This window comes from Mycolicibacter kumamotonensis (assembly GCF_002086285.1).
Classification (GTDB): Bacteria; Actinomycetota; Actinomycetes; order Mycobacteriales; family Mycobacteriaceae; genus Mycobacterium; species Mycobacterium kumamotonense.
This window is the reverse complement of the sequence record NZ_MVHU01000007.1, coordinates 10,440-37,370: the sequence shown is the minus strand read 5'-3', so window position 1 is coordinate 37,370 and position 26,931 is coordinate 10,440. Positions and strand designations below refer to the sequence as shown.

The following is a 26,931-nucleotide window of genomic DNA, read 5'->3' as shown; positions in this document are numbered from 1 at the left end:
CCCTTGTCCGCCTTGCTACGGCAGTGGTAGAGCCTCGGTGGAGCCGGGTCGACTCCGTGAACTAGGTCACCATACCCAACACCGGTGCCGCTGGTGCCGATTATGAGCGCCCGTCGCGGGGTAAAGCCGGCCGGCTGGGCGCGGGCTCGGAGGCGGGAGGATCGGGTTCGGCGCGCATGTCCTCGAGCAATTCCCGGACCCGCTCGAGTTCGTGGTGCAGGTAGTCGCGGGTGGCCACCTCGCCGACCGCCAACCGCAACGACGCCAGTTCCCGGGCCAGGTACTCGGTGTCGGCCTTGGTCTGCGCGGCCCGGCGGCGATCTTCGTCCAGGCTGACCCGGTCGCGGTTCTCCTGCCGGTTCTGGGCCAGCAGGATCAGCGGCGCGGCGTAGGCGGCCTGGGTGGAGAAGGCCAGGTTGAGCAGGATGAACGGGTAGGGGTCCCAGCGCAGGCTGACCGCGTAGATGTTCAGCAGGATCCATCCCGCCACCAGCACGGTCTGGATCGCCAGGTAGCGCCCGGTGCCGAAGAACCGTGCCACCGACTCGGTGAACCGGCCCAGGGCGTCGGGGTCCATGCGGAGGCTGGGCAGGCGCGAGGTGCGCGGCGTGGAGAGCCGCTGCGATGACGAGCGGTCGGTCACGACGGCCTCCCGGCGAGTTTCGGCCCCAGATCCGGCTCGGGGGTTTCGCGCCAATCACGCGGCAGCAGGTGGTCCAGCACGTCGTCGACCGTCACCGCGCCCAGGAGGTGATTCTGCTCGTCGAGCACCGGCCCGCAGAGCAGATTGTAGGCGGCGAAGTAGCGGGTCAGCTCGGCCAGCGACACCTCCGGATTCAGTACGGGCAGGTCGGAGTCGACGATCCCGCCGATGAGGTCGGCGGGGGGCACCCGCAGCAGCCGCTGCAGCGGGATGCAGCCCAGGTAGTGGCCGGTCGGAGTGGCGGTGGGGGCTCGGGTCACAAAGACCAGCGAGGCCAGCGCGGGAGTCAGGTCGGGGTCGCGGACCCGGGCCAGCGCCTCGGCGACCGAGGTGTCGGCGGTCAGCACCACCGGATTGGAGGTCATGAGCCCGCCCGCGGTGTCGGGGGAGTGCTCCAGCAGGCGGCGCACCGGGTCGGAGTCGTCGGGGTCCATCCGCGCCAGCAGTGCCTCGGCCTCGGTGGGGTTCATCACGCCGAGCAGGTCCGCGGCGTCGTCGGGATCCATCTCCTCCAGCACGTCGGCGGCGCGTTCGGTGCCCAGCTGGCCCAGCACGACGGCCTGGCGCTCCTCGGGCAGCTCCTGCAGGATGTCGGCCAGCCGCGCATTGTCCAGCGCGTTGATCACCTCGTAGCGGCGCTTGGGTGGCAGTTCGCGGATGGCGTCGGCCACCTCGATCGGCCGCCAGCCCTCGAATTGCTGCAGCAGCTGTGCGACGCCCTGCCCGGGCATGGCCAGCGCGGACGGGGTCAGGCCCTGCACGTTGTGCCAGTCCACGATGTGGACGGCGGCGCGCCGGCCCAGCCGCCGGGAGTGCCGGACCGCGATCCGCGTGACCAGCCAGTCGCGAGTGCGGCTCTGCTCGAGCGCCAGGTCGGTGATCGTCACGTCGACGCCGGCCAGCTCCGGCAGCTCGGGATCGGTGACCCGCACCTTGGTGTCGAGGACCTGCCCCAGCGCCAGGACCTCACCGGGCCGCTGGTTGAACTTGCGCAACGACACCGTTCCGGTGTTGAGGGTGACGGCGTTGGGCTCGATCGCCGCGACCCGCAGAATCGGCACGAAGATGCGTCTGCGGGTGGGCAATTCGACGACGAGTCCCAGGACACGCGGCTGCTGACGCACAATGCTGAGACTGAGTACGACGTCGCGAACCCGCCCGACGGATTCACCGAACGGGCCCAGCACCAGCATCCGCGCGAGGCGCGCTGCGTAAACCCTGTTGCTCGACGCCATGGTTGAAAGGGTAGGAGTGTTTAGGTGACCAACGCATATCGCCCCCGCCGTACCTGCCTGTCGGTACCGGGCAGCAGCCAGAAGATGATCGAGAAGGCCAAGGGTCTGCCCGCCGATGAGGTCTTCCTCGATCTGGAGGACGCCGTCGCCCCCGCCGCCAAGGAGCAGGCCCGGGCGCAGGTGGCCGAGGCACTCACGGCGCAGGACTGGGCGGCGCCGCTGCTGGGCGTGCGGGTCAACGACTGGACCACGCCGTGGACCCACGCGGATCTGATCGAGGTGGTCGCGGCTGTCGGCGCCGCCGGCACCCGACTCGACGTGATCGTGCTGCCCAAGGTGTCCGACGCATCCCACGTGCAGGCCCTCGACCTGTTGTTGACCCAGCTGGAGACCGTTCACGGGCTGCCGGTCGGGCAGATCGGCATCGACGCCCAGATCGAGGACGCCCGCGGGCTGATGAACATCAACGCGATCGCCGCGGCGCCGCGGGTGCAGGCGCTGGTGCTCGGGCCGGCCGACCTGATGGCCAGCCTCAACACCCGCACCCTGGAGGTCGGTGAGCAGCCGGAGGGCTACACCGAGGGCGACGCCTATCACCACGTGCTGATGACCATCCTGGTCGCCGCCCGCGCCCACGGGATCGCCGCCGTGGACGGGCCCTACCTCAAGGTCCGCGACGTCGAGGCGTTCCGACGGGTGGCAGGGCGCTCCGCCGCCCTCGGTTTCGACGGCAAATGGGTGTTGCACCCGGACCAGATCGCGGCGGGCAACGAGATCTTCAGCCCCAGGCAGGCCGAGTACGACCATGCCGAGCTGATCCTGGAGGCCTACGCCTGGCACACCTCACATGCCGGCGGCGCCCGCGGCGCGGTGATGCTCGGCGACGAGATGCTCGACGAGGCCAGCCGCAAGATGGCATTGGTGGTGGCAGGCAAGGGCCGGGCGGCCGGAATGCGCCGCGAGGCGCCGCCGTTCGAGCCGCCGGCCTAGGCGTATCCGGGCTGATCAGTTCAGCGCGACCATCGCGAGGATGAAGGACAGAACCACCGCGGCCACGCCGACGGCGGTGCCGGCCACCGCGATGCCATGCCCGGCCTCGCCGGTCCGCTTGATCTGGCTCAGCGCGACGACCCCCAGCACGGTGCCGACCAGCGCCAGCGGCCAGAACACCAGGCCGAGCAGTGCGACGATCAGGGAGCTGATCGCCAAGACGTTGGTCTTCTGCGGCTGGCCCGGATTGAAGTAGCCGCCCGGATACGGCGTGCCGTAGCCCCCCGGCGGGTAGGCCGGTGGTGGGCCGTAGCCGGGTGGGTAACCGGGTGGTGTGCCGAAGCCCGGGTACTCGTTCGGTGCGCCGTAGCCCGGGGGAGGCGGCGGGTAGCCGCCGGGCGGTGCGTCGAATCGGGGCGGATAACCGCTCCCCGGTGGGGGCGGTGGAAATCCGCCCGGGGGCGGCGGTGGAAATCCGCCCGGCGGGTAACCGGGAGCCGAGGGAGGATAGGAGTCGAAGCCCGACGGATAGGGCCAGCCACCCTGTTCCGGCCCGGACGCACCCGCGTCCGCCCAGGGTTGATCGGCATTGGCTCGTGGATTCTCGCCAGAATCCTCGCCGGGAGCTGTCATGCTGTTCAACCTAGCGGATGCGCCTTGGCCCACGATGTGCACGCAGTGCCCGACCGCCATCCCGGAGACTTCCCGGAGCGAGGAGAGTGAAACCCCATGACTAGCCCGTTTCAGCCCGGACAGACCCCTGATCCGCTCGGCGCGGCGGCACCCCGGGGACGCCGTGACGTGGGCCGGCTGCCCACGCCGCCCAAGGGCTGGCCGATCGGGTCTTATCCCACCTACGCCGAGGCTCAGCGCGCGGTGGACTACCTGTCCGATCAACAGTTTCCGGTGCACCAGGTGACGATCGTCGGTGTCGACCTGATGCAGGTCGAACGGGTCACCGGCCGGCTCACCTGGCCCAAGGTGCTCGGCGGCGGGGTGCTGACCGGGGCGTGGCTGGGCCTGTTCATCGGGCTGGTGCTGGGCATCTTCAGCGCCAACCCGACCCAGGCGCTGGTGACCGGCCTGATCGCCGGCGTGTTCTTCGGATTGATCACGTCGTCGGTCCCCTACGCGATGGCCCGTGGCACAAGGGATTTCAGCTCGACCATGCAATTGGTGGCGGGCCGCTACGACGTACTGTGTGACCCGCAGAGCGCCGAGCAGGGCCGAGACCTGTTGGCGAAGCTGACGCTCTGACCGCGTTGTTGCGCAGCGCGGCCGGACGGCTTTACCGTTTGGGCAAACGGCGACGGGAGGCAGGTGGCGTGGCGAGTCGGCGCGGTCGCGTACGGCGGCTGGGCGCGGCTGCGCTGGCGGCGCTGACCGTCGTTTCGGGTGGTGCGGCCTGTTCGGCCGGGCAAGCCGGCCACGGCCTGGTGATCAGCGTGTACACCCCGGCCAACGACACCTCCACATTCCGTGCCCTCGCCCGGCGCTGCACCGAACAGGCCGGTGGCCGTTACCGAGTCGAGCAGTTCAGCCTGCCGCGCGCCGCCGACGACCAGCGCCTGCAACTGGCCCGTCGGCTCACCGGCAACGACCGCAGCCTGGACGTGATGGGCCTGGACGTGGTGTGGACCGCCGAGTTCGCCGAGGCCGGCTGGGCGCTGCCCCTGTCTGAGGACCCGGCCGGCAGGGCCGAGGCCGACGCCGTCGACGACACCCTGCCGGGCCCGCTGGCAACAGCCCGCTGGCGAGGGCGCCTCTATGCCGCCCCGGTCATCACCAACACCCAATTGCTGTGGTATCGGCCCGATTTGATGAGTACGGCGCCGTCGACGTGGGATGCGATGGTCGCCGAGGCGGCCCGGCTGCACGCCGTCGGGGAGCCGAGCTGGATCGCGGTGCAGGCCAAGCAGTACGAGGGTCTGGTGGTGTGGTTCAACACGCTGCTGGCCAGCGCCGGGGGCCGCGTGCTCGACGACGACGGCAAGACGGTCACCCTGACCGACACCGCCGAGCACCGGGCCGCCACCGTTGCCGCACTGCGGATCATGCACGCGGTGGCGTCCGCCCCCGGTGCGGATCCGTCGATCACCCAGAGCGACGAGGGCACCGCACGGCTGGCCTTCGAGCAGGGCAAGGCGGCCCTGGAGGTCAATTGGCCGTTCGTGTTGCCGTCCATGCTGGAGAACGCGGTCAAGGGCGGCGTCGGGTTCCTGCCACTGGACCGGCGCCCGGATCTGGCCGGCAGCATCGACGGTGTCGGTTCGTTCGCGCCCAGCGACGAGCAGTACCGGGCCGCCTACGAGGCCAGCCGCACGGTGCTCGGGTTCGCTCCGTATCCGGCGGTGACGGCGGGCCACCCGGCCAAGGTGACCCTCGGCGGGCTGAACCTGGCGGTGGCCAGGACCACCCGGCATCGCGCGGAGGCGTTCGAAGCGGTGCGGTGTTTGCGCAACGTGACCAACCAGAAGCACGTCGCGATCGAAGGAGGCCTGCCCGCCGTGCGCGCCTCGGTGTATTCCGATCCGCAGTTCCAGCAGAAATACCCGCACCACAACCTGATTCGCGACCAGCTCACCAACGCCGCGGTGCGCCCGGCGACCCCGGTCTATCAGGCGGTGTCGACCCGGATATCGGCGACGCTGGCGCCGATCACCGCCATCGACCCCGAGCGCACCGCCGACGAACTGACCGTGCAGGTACGCAAGGCCATTGACGGCAAGGGGCTGATCCCGTGACCTCGGGCCTGGACGACGTCAGATCGCAGCGGCGCCTGGCCGTGACGCTGGTCGCCCCGGCGGTGATCCTGATGCTGGCGGTGACGGCCTATCCGATCGGCTACGCGATCTGGCTGAGCCTGCTGCGCTACAACCTGACCACTCCGGACGACACCGCGTTCGTCGGCCTGGCCAACTACCAGACCACCCTGACCGACTCGTACTGGTGGACCGCGTTCGCCGTCACGCTGGGCATCACGGTGATCTCGGTGGCCATCGAGTTCGTGCTGGGTCTGGCGCTGGCCCTGGTGATGCACCGCAGCCTGTTCGCCAAGGGAATGGTGCGCACCGCGGTGCTGGTGCCCTACGGCATCGTCACGGTGGCGGCCGCCTACAGCTGGTACTACGCCTGGACGCCGGGCACCGGTTACCTGGCGAACCTGCTGCCGGCCGGCACTGCGCCGCTGACTCACCAACTGCCGTCGCTGGGAATCGTGGTGCTCGCCGAGGTGTGGAAGACGACGCCGTTCATGGCGCTGCTGCTGCTGGCCGGGCTGGCCCTGGTCCCCGAGGACCTGCTCAAGGCGGCGCAGGTCGACGGCGCCGGGGCCTGGCGGCGGCTGGTCAAGGTGATCCTGCCGATGATGAAACCGGCCATCTTGGTGGCCCTGCTGTTCCGTACGCTCGACGCGTTCCGGATCTTCGACAACATCTACGTGCTGACCAACGGCTCCAACAACACCGGATCGGTGTCGATCCTGGGCTATGACAACCTGTTCAAGGGCTTCAACGTGGGGTTGGGATCGGCGATCTCGGTGCTGATCTTCGTCTGCGTCGCGCTGATCGCCTTCGTGTTCGTCAAGGTGTTCGGGGCCGCGGCGCCGGGATCGGATCAGAAATGACCGATGTCCGCCGCCGCACCGCCTGGCTGATCATCGACCTGGCGGTGGTGGTCTACGCGCTGGTGCCGGTGCTGTGGATCCTGTCGCTGTCACTGAAGCCGACCTCGACGGTCAAGGACGGCAAGCTGATTCCCTCATCGGTGACCCTGGACAACTACCGCGGCATCTTCGCCGGGGACGTGTTCAGCTCGGCGCTGGTCAACTCCGTCGGCATCGGGCTGATCACCACGGTGATCGCGGTGGTGATCGGCGCGATGGCCGCCTACGCGGTGGCGCGGCTGGACTTCCCCGGCAAGCGGCTGCTGGTCGGAGCCGCACTGCTGATCGCGATGTTCCCCCAGATCTCGCTGGTGACACCGATTTTCAACATCGAGCGGGCGACCGGCCTGTTCGACACCTGGCCGGGTCTGATCATCCCCTACATCACGTTTGCGCTGCCGCTGGCGATCTACACGCTCTCGGCGTTCTTCGCCGAGATTCCGTGGGACCTGGAGAAGGCCGCCAAGATGGATGGCGCCACTCCCGGCCAGGCGTTCCGCAAGGTGATCGCGCCGCTGGCGGCTCCGGGAATCGTCACCGCCGCGATCCTGGTGTTCATCTTCGCCTGGAACGACCTGCTGCTGGCGTTGTCGCTGACGGCGACCAAGGCTTCGGTGACCGCACCGGTGGCGATCGCGAACTTCACCGGCAGTTCGCAGTTCGAGGAGCCGACCGGCTCGATCGCGGCCGGCGCGATGGTGATCACGGTGCCGATCATCATCTTTGTTCTAATTTTCCAACGACGGATCGTGGCGGGACTGACCTCCGGCGCGGTGAAGGGATAAGCCGATGGCAGAGATCGAACTCCTCCACATCACCAAGAGCTACCCCGACGGCGCCGTGGCGGTCAAAGACCTGTCGCTGAGCATCGCCGACGGTGAGTTCATCATCCTGGTGGGCCCGTCCGGCTGCGGAAAATCCACCACGCTGAACATGATCGCCGGTTTGGAGGAGATCACCTCGGGGGAGCTGCGCATCGGTGGCGAGCGGGTCAACGAACGCGCGCCCAAGGACCGCGACATCGCGATGGTGTTCCAGTCCTACGCGCTCTACCCGCACATGACGGTGCGGGGCAACATCGCATTCCCGTTGACCCTGGCCAAGATGAAGAAGGCGCAGATCGCCGAGAAAGTAGCCGAAGTCGCCAAAATCCTTGACCTGACCGAGCTTCTGGACCGCAAGCCGTCGCAGCTCTCCGGTGGGCAGCGTCAGCGGGTCGCCATGGGGCGAGCGATCGTGCGGCACCCCAAGGCATTCCTGATGGACGAGCCGCTGTCGAACCTGGACGCCAAACTGCGGGTGCAGATGCGCAGCGAGATCGCCCGGCTGCAGCGCCGGCTGGGCACCACCACCGTCTACGTCACCCACGACCAGACCGAGGCGATGACGCTCGGCGACCGGGTGATGGTGATGCACGGCGGGATCGCGCAACAGATCGGCACCCCCGACGAGCTCTACCAGCGGCCGGCGAATCTGTTCGTCGCCGGATTCGTGGGCTCGCCGGCGATGAACTTCTTCCCCGGCTCCTTGACCCCGACCGGTGCCCGACTGCCGTTCGGCGAAGTCCCGCTGAGCGCGACGATTCGCGAATCAATCGGCAAGCATCCCGCACCGGCCGGCGGTGAGGTGGTCATCGGGGTGCGCCCCGAGCACCTCGGTGACGCCGCGCTGCTCGATGACGCGCAGCGCGGTCGGGCGGTGACGTTCGGGGCCCGCGTCGACCTCGTCGAATCGCTGGGCGCCGACAAGTACCTGTATTTCACCCCGAACGAGCCGGCCGACACTTCCGCTGAAAGCGAGCTGGTGGCACGGGTTCCGGCGGCGTCGAGGGCGGCTGGCGGCCAGCCCATCGAGCTGGCCCTGGACCCCACCCAGGTGGTGGTGTTCGACGCCGCGTCCGGGGTCAACCTCAGCGTCGCCCCGGTCGGCCGGTGAGCGACGATCTGGAGCGGGTGCGCGAACACCTGCGGGCGCACTTCGCCGCCGCGGGCATCACGTCGCAGCCCGATACCGCGCGGGTGACGTTCCTGGGTGTCGAGCCCATCGAGGTGTTGCGGTTCGGTCCCGGCCCCGACCGGATGGTGCACTACGTCTCGGTGGGCTGCTCGCGGCATCCGATGGGGGATCCGGGCCAGATCCTGGCCGACCCGGTGCACGGACCCCGTGGGGAAGTGGTTCTGCGGCTGCGGGTTTCGGGTTCGGACGCCGGGCTGGCCCGAAGCCTTGCCGCGGTGGCCGCAGCGCCGGTGGTGGAGGGCGTGGTGTTGACACCCGACGCGCTGATGGACCTCGGCGGGCCGCTGTGGAGCCGGCAGTCGGGGGCGGTGCCGTTCACCGCCGTGCTGTTGGGCGAGAGTGACATCGCCGAGCTGCCCCTGGAGCCCCCGCGCGAGCCGGTGCGGTTCTTCTCGGCCACCCCGATCACCGCCACCGAGGCGGCCTGGGTGCGGCTCAAGGGGGCTGATGCGATGCGGGAAGCCTGGCGGGCCGACGGGGTGGACGTCTTGGACCCCGATCGCCGGGCCGCCGAACCGCACTGATTACCCGGGGATTTCCCCCCTGGCGCGAGCGTGCGTGTTAGCACACCGACACGCGGTTTCGCCCGTGCAACTGTGCACGCTCACGCCCGCCGACAGTGCGCTCAGAGCCAGCCGTTGCGACGGAACGCGCGGTAGAGCACCGTGCAGATGGTGGCCATCGCTACCAGGACAAGCGGATAACTGAACACCCAGTGCAGTGCGGGCATGTGGTCGAAGTTCATGCCGTAAATTCCGGCGATCATGGTGGGGACTGCGATGATCCCGGCCCAGGCTGACATCTTGCGCATATCGGTGTTCTGCTGCATGCCCACCCGCGCGAGCGCCGCCTGCACCAGCGAGCTCAGCATCTCGTCGTAGCTGGCGATCTGCTCGGCGGCGCGGGTCTGGTGGTCGCCGACGTCACGCAGGTAGCGCCGCACCTCTTTGGAGATCAGGTCCTTGTAGTCGGTCTGCATCCGCTGAAACGGAACCGACAGCGGGGCGACCGCGCGCCGCAGCTCGACGACTTCGCGCTTGATCTGGTAGATCGGCTCGACGTCGGTGCGGGTGCCGGGCGCGAACGCCACCTCCTCGATGGTGTCGATGTCGCTTTCCATAAGGTTGGTCACCTCGACGTAACGGTCGACCACGTAGTCGGCGATCGCGTGCATCACCGCGTACGGGCCCAACCGCAGATGCTCGGGGTCGGCGTCCATGCGTTTGCGGACATCGGAGAGCCCGCTGTGTTCGCCGTGGCGCACGGTGACGACGAAGTTCTTGCCGACGAAGATCATGATCTCGCCGGTCTCGACGATCTGGCGCGGCAGCACCACCGATTCGTGCGGGACGTAGTTGACGGTTTTGAGCACCAGGAACAGGGTCTCGTCGTACCGCTCCAGCTTGGGCCGCTGGTGGGCATGCACGGCGTCCTCGACCGACAGTTCGTGCAGGTCGAAGGTCGCGGCTACCGCCTGCATCTGGCGCTCGTCGGGCTCGTGCAGACCCACCCAGACGAAGGCGTCGCGGCCAGTCGCCTCGATCTCGCGCACCTTGGCCATTGCCCCGGCCGGAGTGAACTCGCCGGGGACCCGCTCGCCCTCGGCGTAGACGCCGCAGTCGACCAAAACCCTGGGAACCGGGTCGCGCAACGCCGTCATGGCGGCCCTCCCTTCGGCGCACACTGCCGGTGAAATGCTACGCGCCCGGACCCAAAATGACCGGTCAGCGCGGTTCGGCCGGGGTCCGGAGTTTTCGTGCCGCCGACGGTGCGCTAGTTTCGACGCGGACCAAATCCAGACAAGCCGAACCCGTTCGAGGAGCACTTGACGTGAGCACAACCCCACTCAAGGTGGCCGTCACCGGCGCCGCCGGCCAGATCGGTTACAGCCTGCTGTTCCGCCTTGCCAGCGGTTCGCTGCTGGGCCCCGACCGGCCGATCGAACTGCGCCTGCTGGAGATCGAGCCCGCGCTCAAGGCGCTTGAGGGTGTCGTGATGGAGCTCGACGACTGTGCCTTCCCGTTGCTGTCCGGGGTCCAGATCGGCTCGGACGCGAACAAGATCTTCGACGGCGCCAACCTGGCGCTGCTGGTCGGCGCCCGCCCGCGCGGCCCGGGCATGGAGCGCAGTGACCTGCTGGAGGCCAACGGCGCGATCTTCACCGCGCAGGGCAAGGCGCTCAACGAGGTCGCGGCCTCCGACATCCGGGTGGGTGTGACCGGCAACCCGGCCAACACCAACGCGCTGATCGCGATGACCAACGCCCCCGACATCCCCAAGGAGCGCTTCTCGGCGCTGACCCGCCTGGACCACAACCGGGCGATCTCGCAGCTGGCCGCCAAGACCGGCGCGAAGGTCACCGACATCAAGAAGATGACGATCTGGGGCAACCACTCGGCCAGCCAGTACCCCGACATCTTCCACGCCGAGGTGGGCGGGCGCAACGCCGCCGAGGTCGTCGGCGACCAGGCCTGGATCGAGGACTACTTCATCCCCACCGTCGCCAAGCGCGGTGCGGCGATCATCGACGCGCGCGGCGCTTCGTCGGCCGCTTCGGCGGCTTCGGCCACCGTCGACGCCGCCCGGGACTGGCTGCTCGGCAGCGCCGAGGGGGACTGGGTGTCGATGGCAGTGGTCTCCGACGGCTCCTACGGTGTGCCCGAGGGCCTGATCTCCTCGTTCCCGGTCACCACCAAGAACGGCGACTGGAGCATCGTGCAGGGTCTGGAGATCGACGACTTCTCCCGCGGCCGGATCGACGCCTCGACCGCTGAGCTGGCCGAGGAGCGCGACGCGGTCACCGGGCTGGGCCTGATCTGAGCGCTGCTGGCGCCCACCGGCGCTGGTCGTTGCCGGTCGCGGCGTACCAGCGCAGTACTCTGGACTACCGATGCCCGAGAACCTTGCGAACACTGCGAACAACACGCCGATCGTCCTTGGCGACGAAGAGATCTTCGAAGCCCACATGGGTGGAAAGATCTCCGTCGAACTGAAGGCCCCGCTGGACAGTCAGCGCGCGCTGTCGATCGCCTATACGCCCGGCGTGGCGCAGGTCAGCCGTGCCATCGCGGCAGATCACACGCTGGCGGCCCGCTACACCTGGGCGCATCGGCTGGTGGCCGTGGTCAGCGACGGCACCTCGGTGCTCGGGCTGGGTGACCTCGGGCCGTCGGCATCGCTGCCGGTGATGGAGGGCAAGGCCGCGCTGTTCAAGACGTTCGCCGGCCTGGACTCCATCCCCATCGTGCTGGACACCAAGGATCCCGACGAGATCGTCGAGACGCTGGTGCGCCTGCGTCCGTCGTTCGGGGCGGTCAACCTGGAGGACATCTCCGCGCCACGCTGCTTCGAGATCGAGCGCCGCGTGATCGAAGCCCTGGACTGCCCGGTGATGCACGACGATCAGCACGGCACCGCGATCGTGGCGCTGGCGGCGCTGATGGGTGCGGCCAAGGTGCTCGGCCGGGACATCTCGTCGCTACGGGTGGTGGTCTCCGGTGCCGGTGCGGCCGGGGTGGCCTGTGCCAACATCCTGCTGTCGGTGGGTATTTCGGAAATGATCGTGCTGGATTCGCAAGGCGTGCTGCACCCGGACCGCACCGACATGAACATCGTCAAAGCCGAACTGGCGCAGCGCACCAACCCCGGTGGCCGCACCGGCGGACTGGCCGAGGCGCTCGCCGGCGCCGACGTGTTCCTGGGCGCCTCCGGAGGCGTGGTGCCCGAGGAGCTGATCGCGTCGATGAACCCCGGCGGGGTGGTGTTCGCGCTGTCCAATCCCGACCCGGAGATCCACCCCGACCTGGCCGCCAAGTACGCGGCGGTGGTGGCGACCGGCCGCAGCGATTTCCCCAACCAGATCAACAACGTGCTGGCCTTCCCCGGAGTGTTCCGCGGCGCGCTGGACGCCGGCGCACAGCGGATCACCGAGGCGATGAAATTGGCTGCCGCCGAGGCGATTTACTCCGTCGTCGCCGACGACCTGGCGCCGGACCGGGTGGTGCCGAGCCCGCTGGACCCGCGCGTCGAACCGGCCGTTGCCGCGGCGGTTGCAGCGGCCGCCGACTCGGCGTCCTGAGCGCGCGGTGCCCCGGCCGCGACGACGTCCCCTGCGCCGGCTGGCGCTCGTGTGGGCCGCGCTGCTGATTGCCGGCTGCGGTGGCCATGCGCCCCCGCCGTTGCTGAGTGTGGGGGCCTCGCCGGACCCGCAATCGCAGGTTCTCGCCCACCTGTACTCGAGCGCCCTGCGCGGGGCCGGTGCCGCGGTGCGCGTCGCACCCGTCACGGACCCGGTCGCCGGACTCGATTCCGGGGAGCTCACCGTTGTCCCGGGCTTCACCGGCCGATTTTTGGCGGTGTTCGCTCCCGACTCGGTGGCGCGCTCGGACCGGCAGGTCTACTGGGCGTTGGCCGGCGCGCTGCCGGAGGGCATCGCGCTCGGTGACTACGCCATGACCGCCGCCGACAAGCCAGCCTTGGCGGTGACGAAAGCCACCGCGGCCTCGTGGGGCGGCACCGATCTGCGTGCGCTGGTCCGGAACTGCGCCGGATTGGCCGTCGGCGCCGTCGCGGGTGCGCGGCCACCGGCCGCGGTGGGGCGGTGTGCCTTGCCGAAATTACGCGAATTCCCTGATGATGCAACACTGTTCGCCGCACTGCACGGCCGCAGGATCACTGCGGCGTGGACCAGCACCGCCGATCCCGGCGTGCCCGACGACGCCGTGCTGCTCGCCGACGTCCGACCGGCCCTGGTGCGCGCCGAGAACGTGGTGCCGCTGTATCGGCGCAATGCGCTGACCGAAACGCAACTGTTGGCGATCAACCAGGTGGCCGGTGTGCTCGACACCGCTGCCCTGGTCGACATGCACCGCCAAGTGGCCGGCGGCGCCGACCCGCAGGCGGTGGTGGACGCCTTCCTCGAGCAGCACCCGCTCGGGCGCTAACACGGCGCCGGCGGGACGCTACCGCGGCATGAACTTGGGGATGACGAACGTGAACAGCCGTTGGTATCCCGACCCCAGGACGCGCACCAGCAGGTCGAGGACCTTGGCGTCCCTGCCGATGAGCACGCGAGCCCGGTTCTTGCTGACCCCTTCGAGGATCACCCGGGCGGCCTCTTCGGCGGTGGTGGCGGCCAACCGCCGGTCGAAGAATTCGGCCATCGCGGCGGCGTCCAGCCCCTCGGCGACGGTGGCGTTGCGGGCGATCGCGGTTTTGATGCCGCCCGGGTGCACCGTGGTGACCTTGACCGGGTGCCCGGAGATGACCATCTCCTGACGCAAGGCCTCGGTGAAGCCGCGGACGGCGAATTTCGCCGCGTTGTAAGCGCCCTGGCCGGGTGTGGACAGCAGGCCGAACAAGCTCGAGATGTTGATGACGTGGCCGTCGCCGGAGTCGATCAGGTGCGGCAGGAAGGCCTTTGTGCCGTTGACCACGCCCCAGAAGTCGACGTCCATCACGCGCTCGATGTCCTTGAACTGGCTGACCTCGATGTTGCCGCTGAAGGCGATGCCGGCGTTGTTGTAGATCTGGTTGACCTTGCCGAAGTGCTCCTTGACCTCATCGGCGTAGGCGAGGAACGCTTCGCGCTCGGTGACGTCGAGCCGGTCGGCCTTGACCCGCACACCCAGCGCCGTCAGCCGCTGCTCGGTCTGGGCGAGCCCCTCGGTGTCGACGTCGCTGATGGCCAGCTGCGCGCCCGCGCGGGCCAGCTCGACGGCCAGCGCCTGGCCGATACCCGAACCGGCGCCGGTGACGACGGCGACTTTCCCGGCAAATCCCTGCATGTGCTCTCCCAGCAGTCGGTGGATCACATGAGCTTATCCGGTACCGCTGGTACCGACTTCAGTGGCTGGGTTCCTTACCCCGGCGAGCGTGCGCAGTTGTACGCCGAGACCGGCGTGTCGGCGCGCAAACACGCACGCTCGCGGGAAGGGGGAGGCTCGCGGGAAGGGGGAAGGCTCGCTCACCCGAATGCGAGGTCGATGATCTCCTGCTGCTCGACGGCGTGGACCTTCGACGAACCCGACGACGGCGCCGACATCGCCCGCCGGGAGATCCGCTTGATCCCGGCCAGCTTCTCGGGCAACAACTCCGGCAGCTCCAAGCCGAACCGGGGCCACGCGCCCTGGTTGGCCGGCTCCTCCTGCACCCAGAAGAACTCCCGCGCGTTCGGGTAGCGGTCCAGGGTCGCGGCCAGCCTGCGCTTGGGCAGCGGGGCCAGCTGCTCGATCCGCACGATCGCCACGTCGTCGCGGCCGTCCTTGGCCTTGCGGGCGGCCAGCTCGTAATAGAGCTTTCCGCTGGTCAACAGGATCCGGGTGACGCTGCTGCGATCGCCGTCGCCGTCCTCGTAGTTGGGCTCTTCGAGCACCGAGCGGAACTTGACGTCGGTGAAGTCCTTGATGTCGCTGACCACCGCCTTGTTGCGCAGCATTGACTTCGGGGTGAACACGATCAGCGGTCGCTGGATTCCGTCGAGGGCATGGCGGCGCAGCAGGTGGAAGTAGTTCGACGGGGTCGAGGGCATCGCAATGGTCATCGAACCCTCCGCCCACAACTGCAGGAAACGCTCGATGCGCCCGGAGGTGTGGTCGGGGCCCTGGCCCTCATGGCCGTGCGGCAACAGCAGCACCACGTTGGACAGCTGACCCCACTTGGCCTCACCGGAGCTGATGAACTCGTCGATGATCGACTGGGCCCCGTTGACGAAGTCGCCGAACTGCGCCTCCCACAGCACCAGGGCGTCCGGGTTGCCGACGGTGTAGCCGTACTCGAAGCCGACCGCGGCGAACTCCGACAACGGCGAGTCGTAGACCAGGAACTTGCCACCGCTCGGGGTGCCGTCGGGGGTGGTGGCCAGCAGCTGCAGCGGGCTGAACTCCGCGCCGTTGGTGTGGTCGATGATCACCGAGTGCCGCTGGGAGAAGGTGCCTCGGCGGGTGTCCTGCCCGGACAGCCGGACCAGCTTGCCTTCGGCCACCAGCGAACCCAGCGCCAGCAGTTCGGCGAACGCCCAGTCGACCTTGCCCTCGTAGGCCATCTCGCGGCGTCGCTCCAGCACCGGCAGCACCCGGGGGTGCACGGTGAAGCCGTCGGGGATGGCCATGAAGGCGTCACCGATGCGGGCCAGCATCGCCTTGTCCACCGCGGTGTTCAGGCCGCGGGGCACCTGCTGCTCGGACTCCACCGACTCGCTGGGCAGCGCGGCGTGCTTCTCCAGTTCGCGGATCTCGTTGAACACCCGCTCCAACTGGCCGTGGTAGTCGCGCAGCGCGTCCTCGGCCTCTTTCATCGAGATGTCGCCGCGGCCGATCAGGTCCTCGGTGTAGCTCTTGCGGACGCCGCGCTTGGTGCCGATCACGTCGTACATGTACGGGTTGGTCATCGACGGGTCGTCGCCCTCGTTGTGCCCGCGCCGGCGGTAGCACAGCATGTCGATGACGACGTCCTTGTGGAACTTCTGCCGGAAGTCCACCGCCAGCCGGGCCACCCAGTCGCAGGCCTCCGGGTCGTCGCCGTTGACGTGGAAGATCGGCGCGCCGATCATCTTGGCGACGTCGGTGCAGTACTCGCTGGACCGCGAGTGATCCGGTGCGGTGGTGAACCCGATCTGGTTGTTGACGATGATGTGGATGGTGCCGCCGACCCGGTAGCCGGGCAGCAGCGCCATGTTCAGCGTCTCGGCCACCACACCCTGGCCCGCGAACGCGGCGTCGCCGTGCAGCATCATCGGTACGACGGAGAACGCCGGCTGCCCGTTGCTGTCAGTGGCGCCCTTGTCCAGCAGGTCTTGGCGGGCCCGGACCAGTCCCTCCAGCACCGGGTCGACGGCCTCCAGGTGCGACGGGTTGGCGGTCAGCGACACCTGAATGTCGTTGTCGCCGAACATCTGCAGGTACACCCCGGTCGCGCCGAGGTGATATTTGACGTCGCCGGAACCGTGTGCCTCGGCCGGGTTCAGGTTGCCCTCGAACTCGGCGAAGATCTGCGAGTAGGGCTTGCCGACGATGTTGGCCAGCACGTTGAGCCGACCGCGGTGCGGCATGCCGATGACGACCTCGTCGAGCCCGTGTTCGGCGCACTGGTCGATCGCCGCGTCCATCATCGGGATGACGGTCTCGGCGCCCTCCAGCGAGAAACGCTTCTGCCCGACGTACTTGGTCTGCAGGAAGCTCTCGAACGCCTCGGCGGCGTTGAGCTTGCTCAGAATGTACTTCTGCTGCGCCACAGTCGGTTTGATGTGCTTGACCTCGATGCGCTCCTGCAGCCACTGCTGCTGTTCGGGCTCGAGAATGTGGGTGTACTCCACGCCGACGTGGCGGCAGTAGGCGTCGCGCAGCACCGAGAGGATCTCGCGCAGCTTGCGGAAATCACCGCCGGGCAGGCCCTCGACCTTGAATTCCCGGTCGAGGTCCCACAGCGTCAGGCCGTGGGTCAGCACGTCTAGGTCGGGGTGGCTGCGGAAGCGGGTGTTGTCCAGCCGCAGCGGGTCGACGTCGGCCATCAGGTGGCCGCGGTTGCGGTAGGCGGCGATCAGTTCGACGACGCGGGCGTTCTTGTCGACGATCGAGTCCGGGTTGTCGGTGCGCCAACGGATGGGCTCATAGGGGATGGACAGCTCGAAGAAGATCTCGTCCCAGAATGCGTCGGAGAGCAGCATCTCGTGCACGGTGCGCAGGAAGTCGCCCGATTCCGCGCCCTGGATGATGCGGTGGTCATAGGTCGAGGTCAAGGTGATCAGCTTGCCCACGCCCAGTTCGGCGATGCGCTGTTCGCTGGCGCCCTGGAATTCGGCGGGGTACTCCATGGCGCCGACGCCGATGATGGCGCCCTGGCCGGCCATCAGCCGGGGGACGGAGTGCACCGTGCCGATGGTTCCCGGGTTGGTCAGCGAGATCGTCACGCCGGCGAAGTCCTCGGCGGTCAGTTTGCCGTCACGGGCGCGGCGCACGATGTCTTCGTAGGCGGCGACGAACTGTGCGAAACGCAGGGACTCGGCGCCCTTGATGGCAGCCACCACCAGCGAGCGCTTGCCGCCGGCGCCCTGCAGGTCGATGGCCAGCCCCAAGTTGGTGTGGGCCGGTGTGACAGCGCTGGGCTTGCCGTCGACCTCGGCGAAGTGCCGGTTCATGTTGGGGAACTGCTTGACCGCCTGCACGATCGCGTACCCCAGCAGGTGGGTGAAGGAGATCTTGCCGCCGCGGGTCCGCTTGAGCTGGTTGTTGATGACGACGCGGTTGTCGATCATCAGCTTGGCCGGCACGGCCCGCACGCTGGTGGCCGTCGGCACCGCCAGGGAGGTGGACATGTTCTTGACCACTGCGGCGGCCGCCCCGCGTAGCACCTGCACCTCGGCGTCGGCGGCCGGAGCGGGGGCCTGGGACTGGGCGGGCTTGGCGGCCTTCGTCGCCTTTGCGGGCGTCGCCGGGCCCGGAGCAGCCGGTGCCGCCGGCGGGGCGGGCGGTGCAGCCGGGGCAGCCGGGGCAACCGAGGTCGGTGCGGCCGGCCTGGATGCAGGCGCGCCGTCACCCCCGGGCCGGTAGTCGGACAGGAACTCGTGCCAGCTTGGATCCACCGACGACGGATCGTCGCGGAATTTGCGGTACATCTCCTCGACTAGCCACTCGTTCTGACCGAAGGGTGAACTCACACCGCTCACGACTGCTTCTCGCCTCGATTCCTGGTCGTCCGGCGAGGCAAATGCGCCGCGCCCGCCTGCCTCATAAAGGCTAGCCCCTCTCGGTTATTCCGCGAGGCTCGCCGCCGAATGTCTCGGCGCTGCTCAGGCCGACGGTTGCGCGGGACTGGCATCGTCGTCGTGCAGGGCCGGGAGCAGATGCAGCGTGACCGGCCAGCGGTCGGCGGCGGGGCCGAACGCCTTGCGGGCGTTCCCGACGATCTTCTTGCCCATCATGCGGTTGCCCAGGGCCCCGATCACCGCGCCCAGACCGACCGGCAGCAGCTTGCCGAACGCCAGCGCCCCGCGCCGCAGGGTGAAACGCTTGACGAAGTACCGCAGCAACCGCGAGTTCAGCTCCGACACCGCCGGCAGCGGAACCGCGGCCGTGCCCTCGGTGAGCCACGCGCCGCTGGTGCGGCCCGAGCCCAGCAGCTCGGCGACGGCGCCCTTGCCCCGATCGCCGACCAACACCGCCAGCACCAGGGCGCGGCGCCGCTCCCGGTTGTCGACCGGAATGCCGTGCACCTCGGCGACGCAGAGCACGAAGAACGCGGTGGCCTCCAGGAAGACCGCGGTCTCCCCGGCGACCGCCGACAGCGCGAGCAGCGTGCCGATTGCCGGCACCGCCGCGGTGGCGCCCACCGCGGCACCGCTGGCCGTCGCCGCCGCCAGGTAACGCTTCTCCAGCTTGGCCACCACCTGCGCCGGGCTGGTGCCGGGATCACTGTGGCGTAGTCGCTGCACGTAGGCGCGCACCGCCGGGCCCTGCACCCGCTCACTGCGTTCGATGACCCGGGAGAGCACCCGGGCCGCCATGCTGGGCTTCTCACCGGCGGGGGTCGGCGCTAGTTCCTGCGCCGAACGCCGTCGTCGAAAGATGCCCATGGTCGCCTCCGTTCCGGTCGCTGGTGTTCAGGCTAACGCTCCGGTAGCGGTTTACCCGCTTCAACGGTGCAGTAGCTGTTCGGCAGCGAATCAGCGCATCGGCGCTGCGAGTTTGTTCAACACAAAATCAGTCCGTAGCGTCGCATCAAGTGGCTTCGTACCCGGAAGCGCAGCGCGCAGAGAGGGGAGGGGCGGCGCTTGTGAGCACCGCGAGCAGCCGGACTCGACCCGGCGATCACGCCAGGGGTGCCGATGCCGCGCAGTTCGCGGCGCGGCGACCCGACGCTCCGGTGGACTCGCCCAATCCGTGGAACGCGCTGTGGGCGATGATGCTCGGTTTCTTCGTGATCCTGGTGGATTCCACCATCGTGGCCGTCGCCAATCCCAGCATCATGGCGGCACTCGACATCGGCTACGACACGGTGATCTGGGTGACCAGCGCCTATCTGCTGGGCTACGCGGTGCCGCTGCTGGTCGCCGGACGGCTCGGCGACCAGTTCGGCCCGAAGAATCTCTACCTGGTCGGGCTGGCGGTGTTCACCGCCGCCTCGCTGTGGTGCGGCCTGGCGGGCGGTATCGCGATGCTGGTCACCGCGCGTGCGGTGCAGGGCGTCGGCGCCGCGCTGTTGACCCCGCAGACCCTGTCGGTGATCACCCGGACGTTCCCCGCCGACCGCCGCGGCATGGCGATGAGCGTGTGGGGAGCCACCGCCGGTGTCGCGACGCTGATCGGACCGCTGGCCGGTGGCGTGCTGGTGGACCGGCTCGGCTGGGAGTGGATCTTCTTCGTCAACGTCCCGATCGGCGTCCTCGGCTTGGTGCTGGCGGTGGTGCTGATCCCCGAGCTGCCGGTCCACCGGCACCGATTCGACCTGGTCGGGGTGGCGCTGTCGGGGATCGGGATGTTCCTCGTCGTGTTCGCCCTGCAGGAAGGCGAGTCACAGGCGTGGGCGCCGTGGGTCTGGGCGGTGATCGTCGGGGGCATCGGCTTCCTGGCTGCCTTCATCTACTGGCAGGCGGTCACCAACGGTGAGCCGCTGATCCCGCTGCACATCTTCCGGGACCTCGACTTCGGTCTGGCCAACGTCGGGGTGGCCGTCATCGGTTTTGCCGCCACCGCGATGGTGCTGCCGGTGATGTTCTACGCACAGGTGGTGTGCGGAATGTCACCCACCAGGTCGGCGTTGCTGACCGCGCCGATGGCGATCGCCACCGGGGTGCTTGCGCCCGTCGTCGGCAGAATCGTCGACCGGGCCCATCCCCGCTCAGTGGTCGGGTTCGGCTTCTCGGTGCTGGCGATCGCACTGACCTGGCTGTCGATCGAGATGACGCCCACCACCGCGGTCTGGCGCCTGCTCCTGCCGTTCGCGGCGATCGGGGTCGGCATGGCGTTCATCTGGTCGCCGTTGGCAGCGACCGCCACCCGTAACCTGCCGCCGCACCTGGCCGGCGCCGGCTCAGGGGTCTACAACGCGACCCGTCAGATCGGAGCGGTGCTCGGTAGTGCCGGCATGGCCGCCTTCATGACGTCGCGGATCTCGGCCGACCTGCCGCCGATGCCCGGGGGCGCGCACCCCGGGGCACTGCAACTGCCCGAGTTCCTGCACGAGCCGTTCTCGGCGGCGATGTCGGAGTCGACGCTGCTGCCGGCCTTCGTCGCGCTGTTCGGCGTGGCCGCCGCCCTGTTTCTGGTCGGCATCGTGATCCCGCCGGCCCGCCGGCGGTCCCGGCAGATCGACCACCTCGACGAACTCGACGACCTCGACGAACTCGACGACCTCGACGAACTCGACGACGAGGTTCGGGTCGCCGAGGTGCGCGTGGAGCGCGTCAGCCTGCCTCGACACTTCGCGACGGTGCGCACCGCCCGCGACGTCGACGAGCCGACCGAGCTGATCCCGGTCGTCGCCCCGAGCGAGCCGGAAGCCCGTCACGACGTGCACCGGGCGGTCCAGCAGGAAGTGCACCGGCCCGTCCGGCCTCAACCCCGTCGACCCGTCCGGCACGACGACCCCGCCACCGAGCCGCTGACCGTCGAAATCCCACCGGTGGCGGCCCCGATTCCGAAACCGGAGCCGGTGAGCCGCAACGGCTTTCACATCGCTGCCGGAGATCATTTCCGTCCCATCGCCAACGGGACGCAAGTGCCCGACGTGCTGGCGAAATTCGGTATCACCGGCCAAGGACCGGCGCGCCGCAACCGGCACTACCGGGAGGACCCCGACGACACCGACGCCTTGGGACGGCACTCCCAGCGCGACCGCTAGTTGCCGCGCGCGACCGGCTAGCGGGCGGTGGTGCCGATGATCTCCACCCCGGAACCGTTCCAACGGAATTTCACCAGGCCGCTCAGCCCGGCGATTCCGCTGGCGTTCTTCAGTGCCACCGTGTCGGCGGTGCAGTGGGCGAGGTCGATCCCGCTGAACCCGTAGGTGTCGGGCACCGACTGCGGTAGGAACGCCCCGCGATGGAACAGCACCGCCCGGGTGCTGGGATGTTCGGCGTTGGTGTTGGCCTTGACGATCACCGCCGACAACTCCGAACACTCGCTGTAATTGCCGGCCAGCGGTTCCGGGCTCCAGGGCTGGCCGCTGCGCGGGTCGGGGGGCAGCTCCGAGACCGCCTTGGCGATCGCCGGGGCGGCCAGGTTGACCGCGCACGGGTCCGCCGGAGCCGGGCCGGCACCCGTCTTCGGCGCGGTCGAGGTGGGCGCCGCGCTATCGTCGGCCGCCGCGGGAGGGCTGGTGTTCTGCGGTGTCTTGGCGACGGTGGAATCGCCCGAACTGCAACCGGCCAGCAGCGCCACGGACAGCGTGCCGGCCACGGCTAAGGGTCTAGCGGCTGCAAACACACCGGGCACCGTACCGTCGCGCGGGGGACAATTTCGGGAGGCGCGGCCGACCACCGCTGTGCCACGGCGGTTCCGCCTCGGTCAGCACGTGTCGTCTCGGGCCGACGCACCCACCGACGCCATCGGGGGTGCAGGTCAACTGTGGCGGTAGGCGGGTGATGTTGCCCGTAGACTGCTAGGCGCCATGAGCTCCCCTGACACCCCCGCCGGGTCCGATTCCCACCCACCCGCCGGGTCCTTCGCTGACCTGCAGATCCACCCTTCGGTGTTGCAGGCCGTCGCCGACGTCGGCTACGAGACGCCCTCGGCGATTCAGGCCGCCACCATCCCGGCATTGCTGGCCGGCTCCGACGTGGTCGGTCTGGCCCAGACCGGTACCGGCAAAACCGCGGCGTTCGCCATTCCGATCCTTTCGCGCATCGACATCGCCAGCAAGGCCACCCAGGCGCTGGTGCTGGCGCCCACCCGGGAGCTGGCCCTACAGGTGGCCGAGGCGTTCGGGCGGTACGGCGCTCATCTGCCGCGGGTCAACGTGTTGCCGATCTACGGCGGCGCGTCCTACACGGTGCAGCTGTCCGGGCTGAGGCGCGGCGCCCAAGTGGTGGTCGGCACCCCGGGCCGGGTCATCGACCATCTGGAACGCGGCAGTCTGGACCTGTCGCACCTGGATTACTTGGTGCTCGACGAGGCCGACGAGATGCTGCAGATGGGTTTCGCCGAGGACGTCGAGCGCATCCTGGCCGACACCCCCGAGTACAAGCAGGTCGCCCTGTTCTCGGCGACCATGCCGCCGGCCATTCGCCGCATCACCAGCCGCTATTTGCACGACCCTGTCGAAGTGACCGTCGAGGCGAAAACCACTACGGCGGAGAACATCTCCCAGCGTTACATCGAGGTCGCCGGCCCCCGCAAGATGGATGCCCTGACGCGGGTGCTCGAAGTCGAGTCCTTTGAGGCGATGATCGTGTTCGTCCGCACCAAGCAGGCCACCGAGGAGGTCGCCGAAAAACTGCGTGCCCGAGGGTTTTCCGCGGCGGCGATCAACGGTGACATCGCCCAAGCGCAGCGGGAGCGGACCATCGCCGCGCTCAAGAGCGGCAACATCGACATCCTGGTCGCCACCGATGTCGCGGCCCGCGGACTGGATGTGGACCGGATCTCCCACGTCGTCAACTACGACATCCCCAACGACCCCGAGGCCTACGTGCACCGGATCGGGCGCACCGGACGGGCCGGGCGCTCGGGGACGGCGCTGCTGTTCGTCAACCCGCGGGAACGCCACCTGCTCAGGCTGATCGAGAAGGTGACGCGGCAAAAGCTGGTCGAGGCCGAGCTGCCCAGTGTCGAGGACGTCAATGCCCAGCGGGTCGCGAAGTTCGCCGACGCGATCACCAACCACCTCGGTGCGTCGGGCATCGAGTTGTTCCGCCGCCTGGTCGAGGACTACAGCCGCGAGCACAACGTGCCGATGGCCGACATCGCCGCCGCGCTGGCGCTGCAGTCCCGTGACGGCGAGGCGTTCTTGATGGTGGAGCCGCCGCCGGACAAGCGACGCGATCGCGCCAAGCCGGATCGCGACGGCGGCCGCGACGACCGCAAACGCGACCGCAAAGGCCCGCCGAAGGACGGGTTCGCCACCTACCGGATCTCGGTCGGCAAGCGGCACAAGGTCAGCCCGGGCGCGATCGTCGGTGCACTGGCCAACGAGGGCGGTCTGCACCGCAGCGACTTCGGCAACATCAGCATCCGGGTGGACCACTCGCTGGTGGAACTGCCCGCCAAGCTGTCCGGCAACACGCTCAAAGCGCTGGAACGCACCAGGATTCAGGGCCAGCTGATCAACCTGCGCCGGGACCGCCCGTCCGGCAAACCCGACCGCCACGGCGACGGGGGGACGCACCGGAAACGGATGGGATGACGCTGCCGCGCGAGGAGGTCGCCCAGGGCGGACTGGAGCAGGTCGCTCACGTCGATCGGGTCGCCTCGCTGACCGGTGTGCGTGCGGTGGCCGCCATCCTGGTCGTCGGCACGCATGCGGCCTACACCACCGGCAAGTACACCCACGGCTACGCCGGCCTGCTGGGTTCGCGGATGGAGATCGGGGTGCCGATCTTCTTCGTGCTCTCCGGTTTTCTGTTGTTCCGACCCTGGGTGCGCGCCACCGCTTTCGACCGTCCGGCGCCCTCGGTGCGCCGCTACGCCTGGCACCGGGTGCGGCGCATCATGCCCGCCTATGTCGTCACCGTGGCGCTGGCCTATCTGATCTACCACTACCGCACCGCCGGCCCGAACCCGGGCCACAATCCGATCGGGTTGCTGCGCAACCTGACTCTGACCCAGATCTACACCGACAACTACATGTTCGGCTATCTGCATCAGGGCCTCACCCAGATGTGGAGCCTCGCGGTGGAGGTCGCCTTCTACGTGGTGCTGCCGGCGATGGCCTATCTCACGCTGGTCTGGCTGTGCCGGCGGCAGTGGCGACCGGTGCGACTGCTGGCCGGGTTGACCGCGCTGGCGATGATCACCCCGGCCTGGCTGATCCTGGTGCACGCCGGCGACTTTCTGCCCGACGGCGCCCGGCTGTGGCTGCCGACCTACCTGGCCTGGTTCCTCGGCGGTATGGCGCTGGCGGTGCTGCAGGCGATGGGCGTGCGCTGCTACGGGTTCGTGGCGATTCCGTTGGCGCTCATCTGCTATCTCATCGCGGCCACCCCGCTGGCCGGAGAGCCCACCACCTCGCCGGCCAAACTCTCGGAGGCACTGGTCAAGGCGGGCTTCTACGCCGCGATCGCCACCCTGGCGGTGGCGCCGCTGGCGCTGGGCAACCAAGGCTGGTACGCGCGGTTGCTGGCCAGCAGGCCGATGGTGTGGCTGGGCGAGATCTCCTACGAGATCTTCCTGGTCCACCTGGTGCTGATGGAGGTGGTGATGGTGGAGGCGCTACGCGCGCCGGTCTACACCGGCTCGATGCTCAACCTGTTCGTCGTCACGATGCTGGTCACCATTCCGGTGTCCTGGCTGCTGCACCGGTTTACCCGGGTGCGGAGTTGAGCCGTCCCGGCGAGACCACGACCGGGACCACGAATTGCATCAGCATCGCCCGCTCGTCGTCGGCGTCGCGGCCCGGAAAGCTCAGCAGCGAGGTCATCACCCGCACCACCCAGCGGGCGCGCTGCTGCATCGCCTCGGTGTCATCGGTCCCCAACGCGGACAAAAACGTCGTGACCATCACGGTGATGACCTCGGAGCGCTCGGCCATCGCCGCACCGATCGGCGGACCGGTCTCGGCGAACCACGACACCAGTGCCGGATTGCCGCGCACCAGCGCCAGCGACTCGATGATCCCGGTGACCAGCCGCTGCGACGGGTCCTCGATACCGGACAGCCGCCGGGTCAGTTCGTGATACAGGGTGTTGGCCCAACGGTGTACGTAGGCGGTGTAGAGCGCCTCGCGGCTCTCGAAGTAGCGGTACAGCGTGGCACGCGAACACCCTGCGGCGCGGGCGATCTCGTTCATGCCGACCGACGCTGGGTCACGCTGGGCGAACAACTTCTCGGCCGCGTCGAGGATCTTCTCGGCGGCCAGCTCACCGCGCTGATCCGACAGCCAGGCCCGCCCGGCCATCATGACCCGACGGTGAAGGGCACCGACAGCGGCCGGCGCACGTAACCGCCTCCGGCCCAGCGGATCCCGGCCTCATCGACCGTATAGTTCGGGCAGCGGGCCAGCACTTCCTCCAGCGCCACCCGGGCTTGCATACGCGCGGCCTGATTGCCGATGCAGTGATGAGCGCCGTAGCTGAAGGTGAGGATCTGGTGCGGCTTGCGCACCACGTTGAGCTCTGCGGCGTCGGGCCCGAAGTGCCGCTCGTCGCGGTTGGCCGAGCCGTAGAGCAGCAACACCTTGCGGCCCGCCGGAATGGTGGTGTCGCCGACCGTCACGTCGCGGGTGGTGGTGCGGGCCAGCCCCTGTACCGGCGAGGTCAACCGCAGCAGCTCCTCGACGGCGTCGCGGATCAGCTCCGGCCGGTCCACCAGCAGCTGACGCTGGTCGGGGGACCGTTGCAGCAATTGCACTGAGCCGCCCAGCATTCCCGTCGTGGTGTCGTTGCCGCCGGTGACCATGGTGAAGGTGAAAGCCAGCACCGACAGCAGACCTTTGATGTCACCGTCGGCACCCAATCCGGCCGCCACCAGATGCGAGACCGTGTCGTCCCCCGGTTCGGTGCGGCGCCGTTCGATGAGCTCGGTGAAGTAGCCCATCATCTGGCCGATCGCGTCACCGGCCGAGGCGACACCGTCCTCGCTGACGGTGGCCGCGACGATCGCATCGGTCCAGCCGTCGAACTGCGCGCGGTCCTGCTCGGGCACACCCAGGTAGTGCGCGACGACCATCGACGGCAGCGGCTTGAACAGGTCGACGACGATGTCCCCGGCGCCGTCGGCCTGCAGCCGTTCGAGCCGCTGCACCACGAACTCACGCACCTTCGGCTCCAGCAACTCCACCTGCCGCGGCATGAAGCCCCGCGCCACCAACTTGCGGAACTCGGTGTGCACCGGCGGATCCTGCATCACCATCGGCGGGTTGTCGGCCAGGCCGATCATCTCCAGCTCGCCGTAGTTGACGGTCAGCCCCTGCGCGGAGGAGAAGGTCTCATGGTCGGCGGCGGCCGCCCAGATGTCGGCGTGGCGGGACAGCACGTAGTAGTCCTGGTCGGGCGCGTTCGCCGGAACCACGTGATGGACCGGGTCGTGATCGCGCAGCGCGGTGTACATCGGCCAGGGGTTGGGCCAGGTGTCGGCGTTGCACAGCTCAAACTTTGGATGAGACACAGCAGTCGTCATGTCTCATTGATACGACATGACTTCCTAACTGTCAATCCCCCCCTCGGGCGGACCTTC

At 68.8% G+C, this 26,931-nt stretch carries 23 protein-coding genes; 13 read left to right on the top strand and 10 right to left on the bottom strand.

Translation table 11 applies throughout. The features are described 5' to 3' along the window. Positions 1-100: 100 nt before the first annotated feature. Positions 101-643, bottom strand: coding sequence for a DUF1003 domain-containing protein (locus tag BST28_RS06750; protein ID WP_065287852.1), 543 nt, complete (start codon positions 641-643; stop codon positions 101-103). Beyond that, the gene (locus BST28_RS06745; RefSeq protein ID WP_019738120.1) at positions 640-1,938 is read right to left on the bottom strand and encodes a magnesium transporter MgtE N-terminal domain-containing protein; all 1,299 of its coding nucleotides are present in this window, start codon (positions 1,936-1,938) and stop codon (positions 640-642) included. Before BST28_RS06745 ends, BST28_RS06750 begins: the two co-directional genes overlap by 4 nt. 24 nt (positions 1,939-1,962) lie before the next feature. Between BST28_RS06745 and BST28_RS06740 the strand changes: the two genes are divergently transcribed. Further along, a complete protein-coding gene (locus BST28_RS06740) occupies positions 1,963-2,928 on the top strand; it encodes an HpcH/HpaI aldolase/citrate lyase family protein (RefSeq protein ID WP_083080418.1) in 966 nt (321 codons plus the stop codon). Between the two features lie 15 nt (positions 2,929-2,943). Here BST28_RS06740 and BST28_RS06735 read toward each other — a convergent pair whose 3' ends face one another. Then, complete coding sequence (locus tag BST28_RS06735; RefSeq protein ID WP_234808210.1) at positions 2,944-3,561, bottom strand: DUF4190 domain-containing protein; 618 nt, start codon at positions 3,559-3,561, stop codon at positions 2,944-2,946. Between the two features lie 96 nt (positions 3,562-3,657). On the opposite strand from BST28_RS06735, the gene BST28_RS06730 reads away from it, so the two are divergent. From BST28_RS06730 to BST28_RS06705, 6 genes are all read left to right on the top strand, one after another. Beyond that, positions 3,658-4,185: a YflT domain-containing protein gene (locus tag BST28_RS06730; protein WP_083080414.1), complete on the top strand. Its 528-nt coding sequence runs from the start codon at positions 3,658-3,660 to the stop codon at positions 4,183-4,185. 68 nt (positions 4,186-4,253) lie between these two features. Beyond that, complete coding sequence (locus BST28_RS06725; protein ID WP_083080412.1) at positions 4,254-5,672, top strand: ABC transporter substrate-binding protein; 1,419 nt, start codon at positions 4,254-4,256, stop codon at positions 5,670-5,672. Next, positions 5,669-6,553, top strand: coding sequence for a carbohydrate ABC transporter permease (locus BST28_RS06720; RefSeq protein ID WP_083080411.1), 885 nt, complete (start codon positions 5,669-5,671; stop codon positions 6,551-6,553). The genes BST28_RS06725 and BST28_RS06720 overlap by 4 nt, the downstream gene beginning before the upstream one ends. Next, the gene (locus BST28_RS06715) at positions 6,550-7,377 is read left to right on the top strand and encodes a carbohydrate ABC transporter permease (protein WP_083080409.1); all 828 of its coding nucleotides are present in this window, start codon (positions 6,550-6,552) and stop codon (positions 7,375-7,377) included. The genes BST28_RS06720 and BST28_RS06715 overlap by 4 nt, the downstream gene beginning before the upstream one ends. Before the next feature lie 4 nt (positions 7,378-7,381). Further along, complete coding sequence (locus tag BST28_RS06710; protein ID WP_083080408.1) at positions 7,382-8,527, top strand: ABC transporter ATP-binding protein; 1,146 nt, start codon at positions 7,382-7,384, stop codon at positions 8,525-8,527. Further along, positions 8,524-9,132: a suppressor of fused domain protein gene (locus tag BST28_RS06705; RefSeq protein WP_083080406.1), complete on the top strand. Its 609-nt coding sequence runs from the start codon at positions 8,524-8,526 to the stop codon at positions 9,130-9,132. Before BST28_RS06710 ends, BST28_RS06705 begins: the two co-directional genes overlap by 4 nt. Positions 9,133-9,233: 101 nt before the next feature. On the opposite strand, the gene corA is transcribed toward BST28_RS06705, so the two are convergent. Further along, positions 9,234-10,268 carry a magnesium/cobalt transporter CorA gene (corA, locus tag BST28_RS06700; RefSeq protein ID WP_019737242.1) on the bottom strand — a complete coding sequence of 345 codons (1,035 nt, stop codon included), beginning with the start codon at positions 10,266-10,268 and terminating at the stop codon, positions 9,234-9,236. Between the two features lie 170 nt (positions 10,269-10,438). Here corA and BST28_RS06695 point away from each other — a divergent pair, with 170 nt between their 5' ends. From BST28_RS06695 to BST28_RS06685, 3 genes are all read left to right on the top strand, one after another. Further along, positions 10,439-11,428, top strand: a complete 990-nt coding sequence (locus tag BST28_RS06695) for a malate dehydrogenase (RefSeq protein WP_019737241.1) — start codon at positions 10,439-10,441, stop codon at positions 11,426-11,428. 70 nt (positions 11,429-11,498) lie between these two features. Further along, positions 11,499-12,686: an NAD(P)-dependent malic enzyme gene (locus tag BST28_RS06690; protein ID WP_019737240.1), complete on the top strand. Its 1,188-nt coding sequence runs from the start codon at positions 11,499-11,501 to the stop codon at positions 12,684-12,686. Positions 12,687-12,693: 7 nt separating this feature from the next. Then, positions 12,694-13,551 carry a glycine betaine ABC transporter substrate-binding protein gene (locus BST28_RS06685; RefSeq protein WP_083080404.1) on the top strand — a complete coding sequence of 286 codons (858 nt, stop codon included), beginning with the start codon at positions 12,694-12,696 and terminating at the stop codon, positions 13,549-13,551. 18 nt (positions 13,552-13,569) lie between these two features. On the opposite strand, the gene BST28_RS06680 is transcribed toward BST28_RS06685, so the two are convergent. The 3 genes from BST28_RS06680 to BST28_RS06670 form a co-directional block, all read right to left on the bottom strand. Then, entirely contained in the window at positions 13,570-14,394 is an 825-nt protein-coding gene (locus BST28_RS06680) for an SDR family NAD(P)-dependent oxidoreductase (RefSeq protein WP_083080532.1), read from the bottom strand. Positions 14,395-14,573: 179 nt separating this feature from the next. Then, positions 14,574-18,269, bottom strand: a complete 3,696-nt coding sequence (locus BST28_RS06675) for a multifunctional oxoglutarate decarboxylase/oxoglutarate dehydrogenase thiamine pyrophosphate-binding subunit/dihydrolipoyllysine-residue succinyltransferase subunit (protein ID WP_083080403.1) — start codon at positions 18,267-18,269, stop codon at positions 14,574-14,576. Positions 18,270-18,392: 123 nt separating this feature from the next. Continuing rightward, positions 18,393-19,175, bottom strand: a complete 783-nt coding sequence (locus BST28_RS06670) for a hypothetical protein (RefSeq protein WP_019738853.1) — start codon at positions 19,173-19,175, stop codon at positions 18,393-18,395. Between the two features lie 200 nt (positions 19,176-19,375). Between BST28_RS06670 and BST28_RS06665 the strand changes: the two genes are divergently transcribed. After that, on the top strand, positions 19,376-21,442 hold the full coding sequence (locus BST28_RS06665; protein WP_420093429.1) for an MFS transporter: 2,067 nt from the start codon (positions 19,376-19,378) through the stop codon (positions 21,440-21,442). Positions 21,443-21,459: 17 nt separating this feature from the next. On the opposite strand, the gene BST28_RS06660 is transcribed toward BST28_RS06665, so the two are convergent. Then, positions 21,460-22,035: an LppP/LprE family lipoprotein gene (locus BST28_RS06660; protein ID WP_083080397.1), complete on the bottom strand. Its 576-nt coding sequence runs from the start codon at positions 22,033-22,035 to the stop codon at positions 21,460-21,462. Between the two features lie 175 nt (positions 22,036-22,210). On the opposite strand from BST28_RS06660, the gene BST28_RS06655 reads away from it, so the two are divergent. Both BST28_RS06655 and BST28_RS06650 read left to right on the top strand, forming a co-directional pair. Beyond that, on the top strand, positions 22,211-23,944 hold the full coding sequence (locus BST28_RS06655) for a DEAD/DEAH box helicase (protein WP_019735674.1): 1,734 nt from the start codon (positions 22,211-22,213) through the stop codon (positions 23,942-23,944). Then, positions 23,941-25,080 (top strand): acyltransferase family protein, encoded by a 1,140-nt coding sequence (locus BST28_RS06650; protein ID WP_019735675.1) that lies wholly within the window; start codon positions 23,941-23,943, stop codon positions 25,078-25,080. Before BST28_RS06655 ends, BST28_RS06650 begins: the two co-directional genes overlap by 4 nt. On the opposite strand, the gene BST28_RS06645 is transcribed toward BST28_RS06650, so the two are convergent. Further along, a complete protein-coding gene (locus tag BST28_RS06645; RefSeq protein WP_019735676.1) occupies positions 25,061-25,654 on the bottom strand; it encodes a TetR/AcrR family transcriptional regulator in 594 nt (197 codons plus the stop codon). The genes BST28_RS06650 and BST28_RS06645 overlap by 20 nt on opposite strands. After that, positions 25,654-26,874 carry a cytochrome P450 gene (locus BST28_RS06640; protein WP_019735677.1) on the bottom strand — a complete coding sequence of 407 codons (1,221 nt, stop codon included), beginning with the start codon at positions 26,872-26,874 and terminating at the stop codon, positions 25,654-25,656. Before BST28_RS06640 ends, BST28_RS06645 begins: the two co-directional genes overlap by 1 nt. Between the last annotated feature and the right edge of the window lie 57 nt (positions 26,875-26,931).

Excerpts from the sequence above, each read along its gene's own strand:
- BST28_RS06730 (WP_083080414.1), top strand. The coding sequence starts at position 3,658 with ATGACTAGCCCGTTTCAGCCCGGACAGACCCCTGATCCGCTCGGCGCG.
- BST28_RS06735 (WP_234808210.1), bottom strand. The coding sequence starts at position 3,561 with ATGACAGCTCCCGGCGAGGATTCTGGCGAGAATCCACGAGCCAATGCC.
- BST28_RS06710 (WP_083080408.1), top strand. The coding sequence starts at position 7,382 with ATGGCAGAGATCGAACTCCTCCACATCACCAAGAGCTACCCCGACGGC.
- BST28_RS06640 (WP_019735677.1), bottom strand. The coding sequence starts at position 26,874 with ATGACGACTGCTGTGTCTCATCCAAAGTTTGAGCTGTGCAACGCCGAC.
- BST28_RS06690 (WP_019737240.1), top strand. The coding sequence starts at position 11,499 with ATGCCCGAGAACCTTGCGAACACTGCGAACAACACGCCGATCGTCCTT.
- BST28_RS06655 (WP_019735674.1), top strand. The coding sequence starts at position 22,211 with ATGAGCTCCCCTGACACCCCCGCCGGGTCCGATTCCCACCCACCCGCC.
- corA (WP_019737242.1), bottom strand. The coding sequence starts at position 10,268 with ATGACGGCGTTGCGCGACCCGGTTCCCAGGGTTTTGGTCGACTGCGGC.
- BST28_RS06680 (WP_083080532.1), bottom strand. The coding sequence starts at position 14,394 with ATGCAGGGATTTGCCGGGAAAGTCGCCGTCGTCACCGGCGCCGGTTCG.
- BST28_RS06715 (WP_083080409.1), top strand. The coding sequence starts at position 6,550 with ATGACCGATGTCCGCCGCCGCACCGCCTGGCTGATCATCGACCTGGCG.
- BST28_RS06645 (WP_019735676.1), bottom strand. The coding sequence starts at position 25,654 with ATGGCCGGGCGGGCCTGGCTGTCGGATCAGCGCGGTGAGCTGGCCGCC.
- BST28_RS06745 (WP_019738120.1), bottom strand. The coding sequence starts at position 1,938 with ATGGCGTCGAGCAACAGGGTTTACGCAGCGCGCCTCGCGCGGATGCTG.
- BST28_RS06670 (WP_019738853.1), bottom strand. The coding sequence starts at position 19,175 with ATGGGCATCTTTCGACGACGGCGTTCGGCGCAGGAACTAGCGCCGACC.
- BST28_RS06650 (WP_019735675.1), top strand. The coding sequence starts at position 23,941 with ATGACGCTGCCGCGCGAGGAGGTCGCCCAGGGCGGACTGGAGCAGGTC.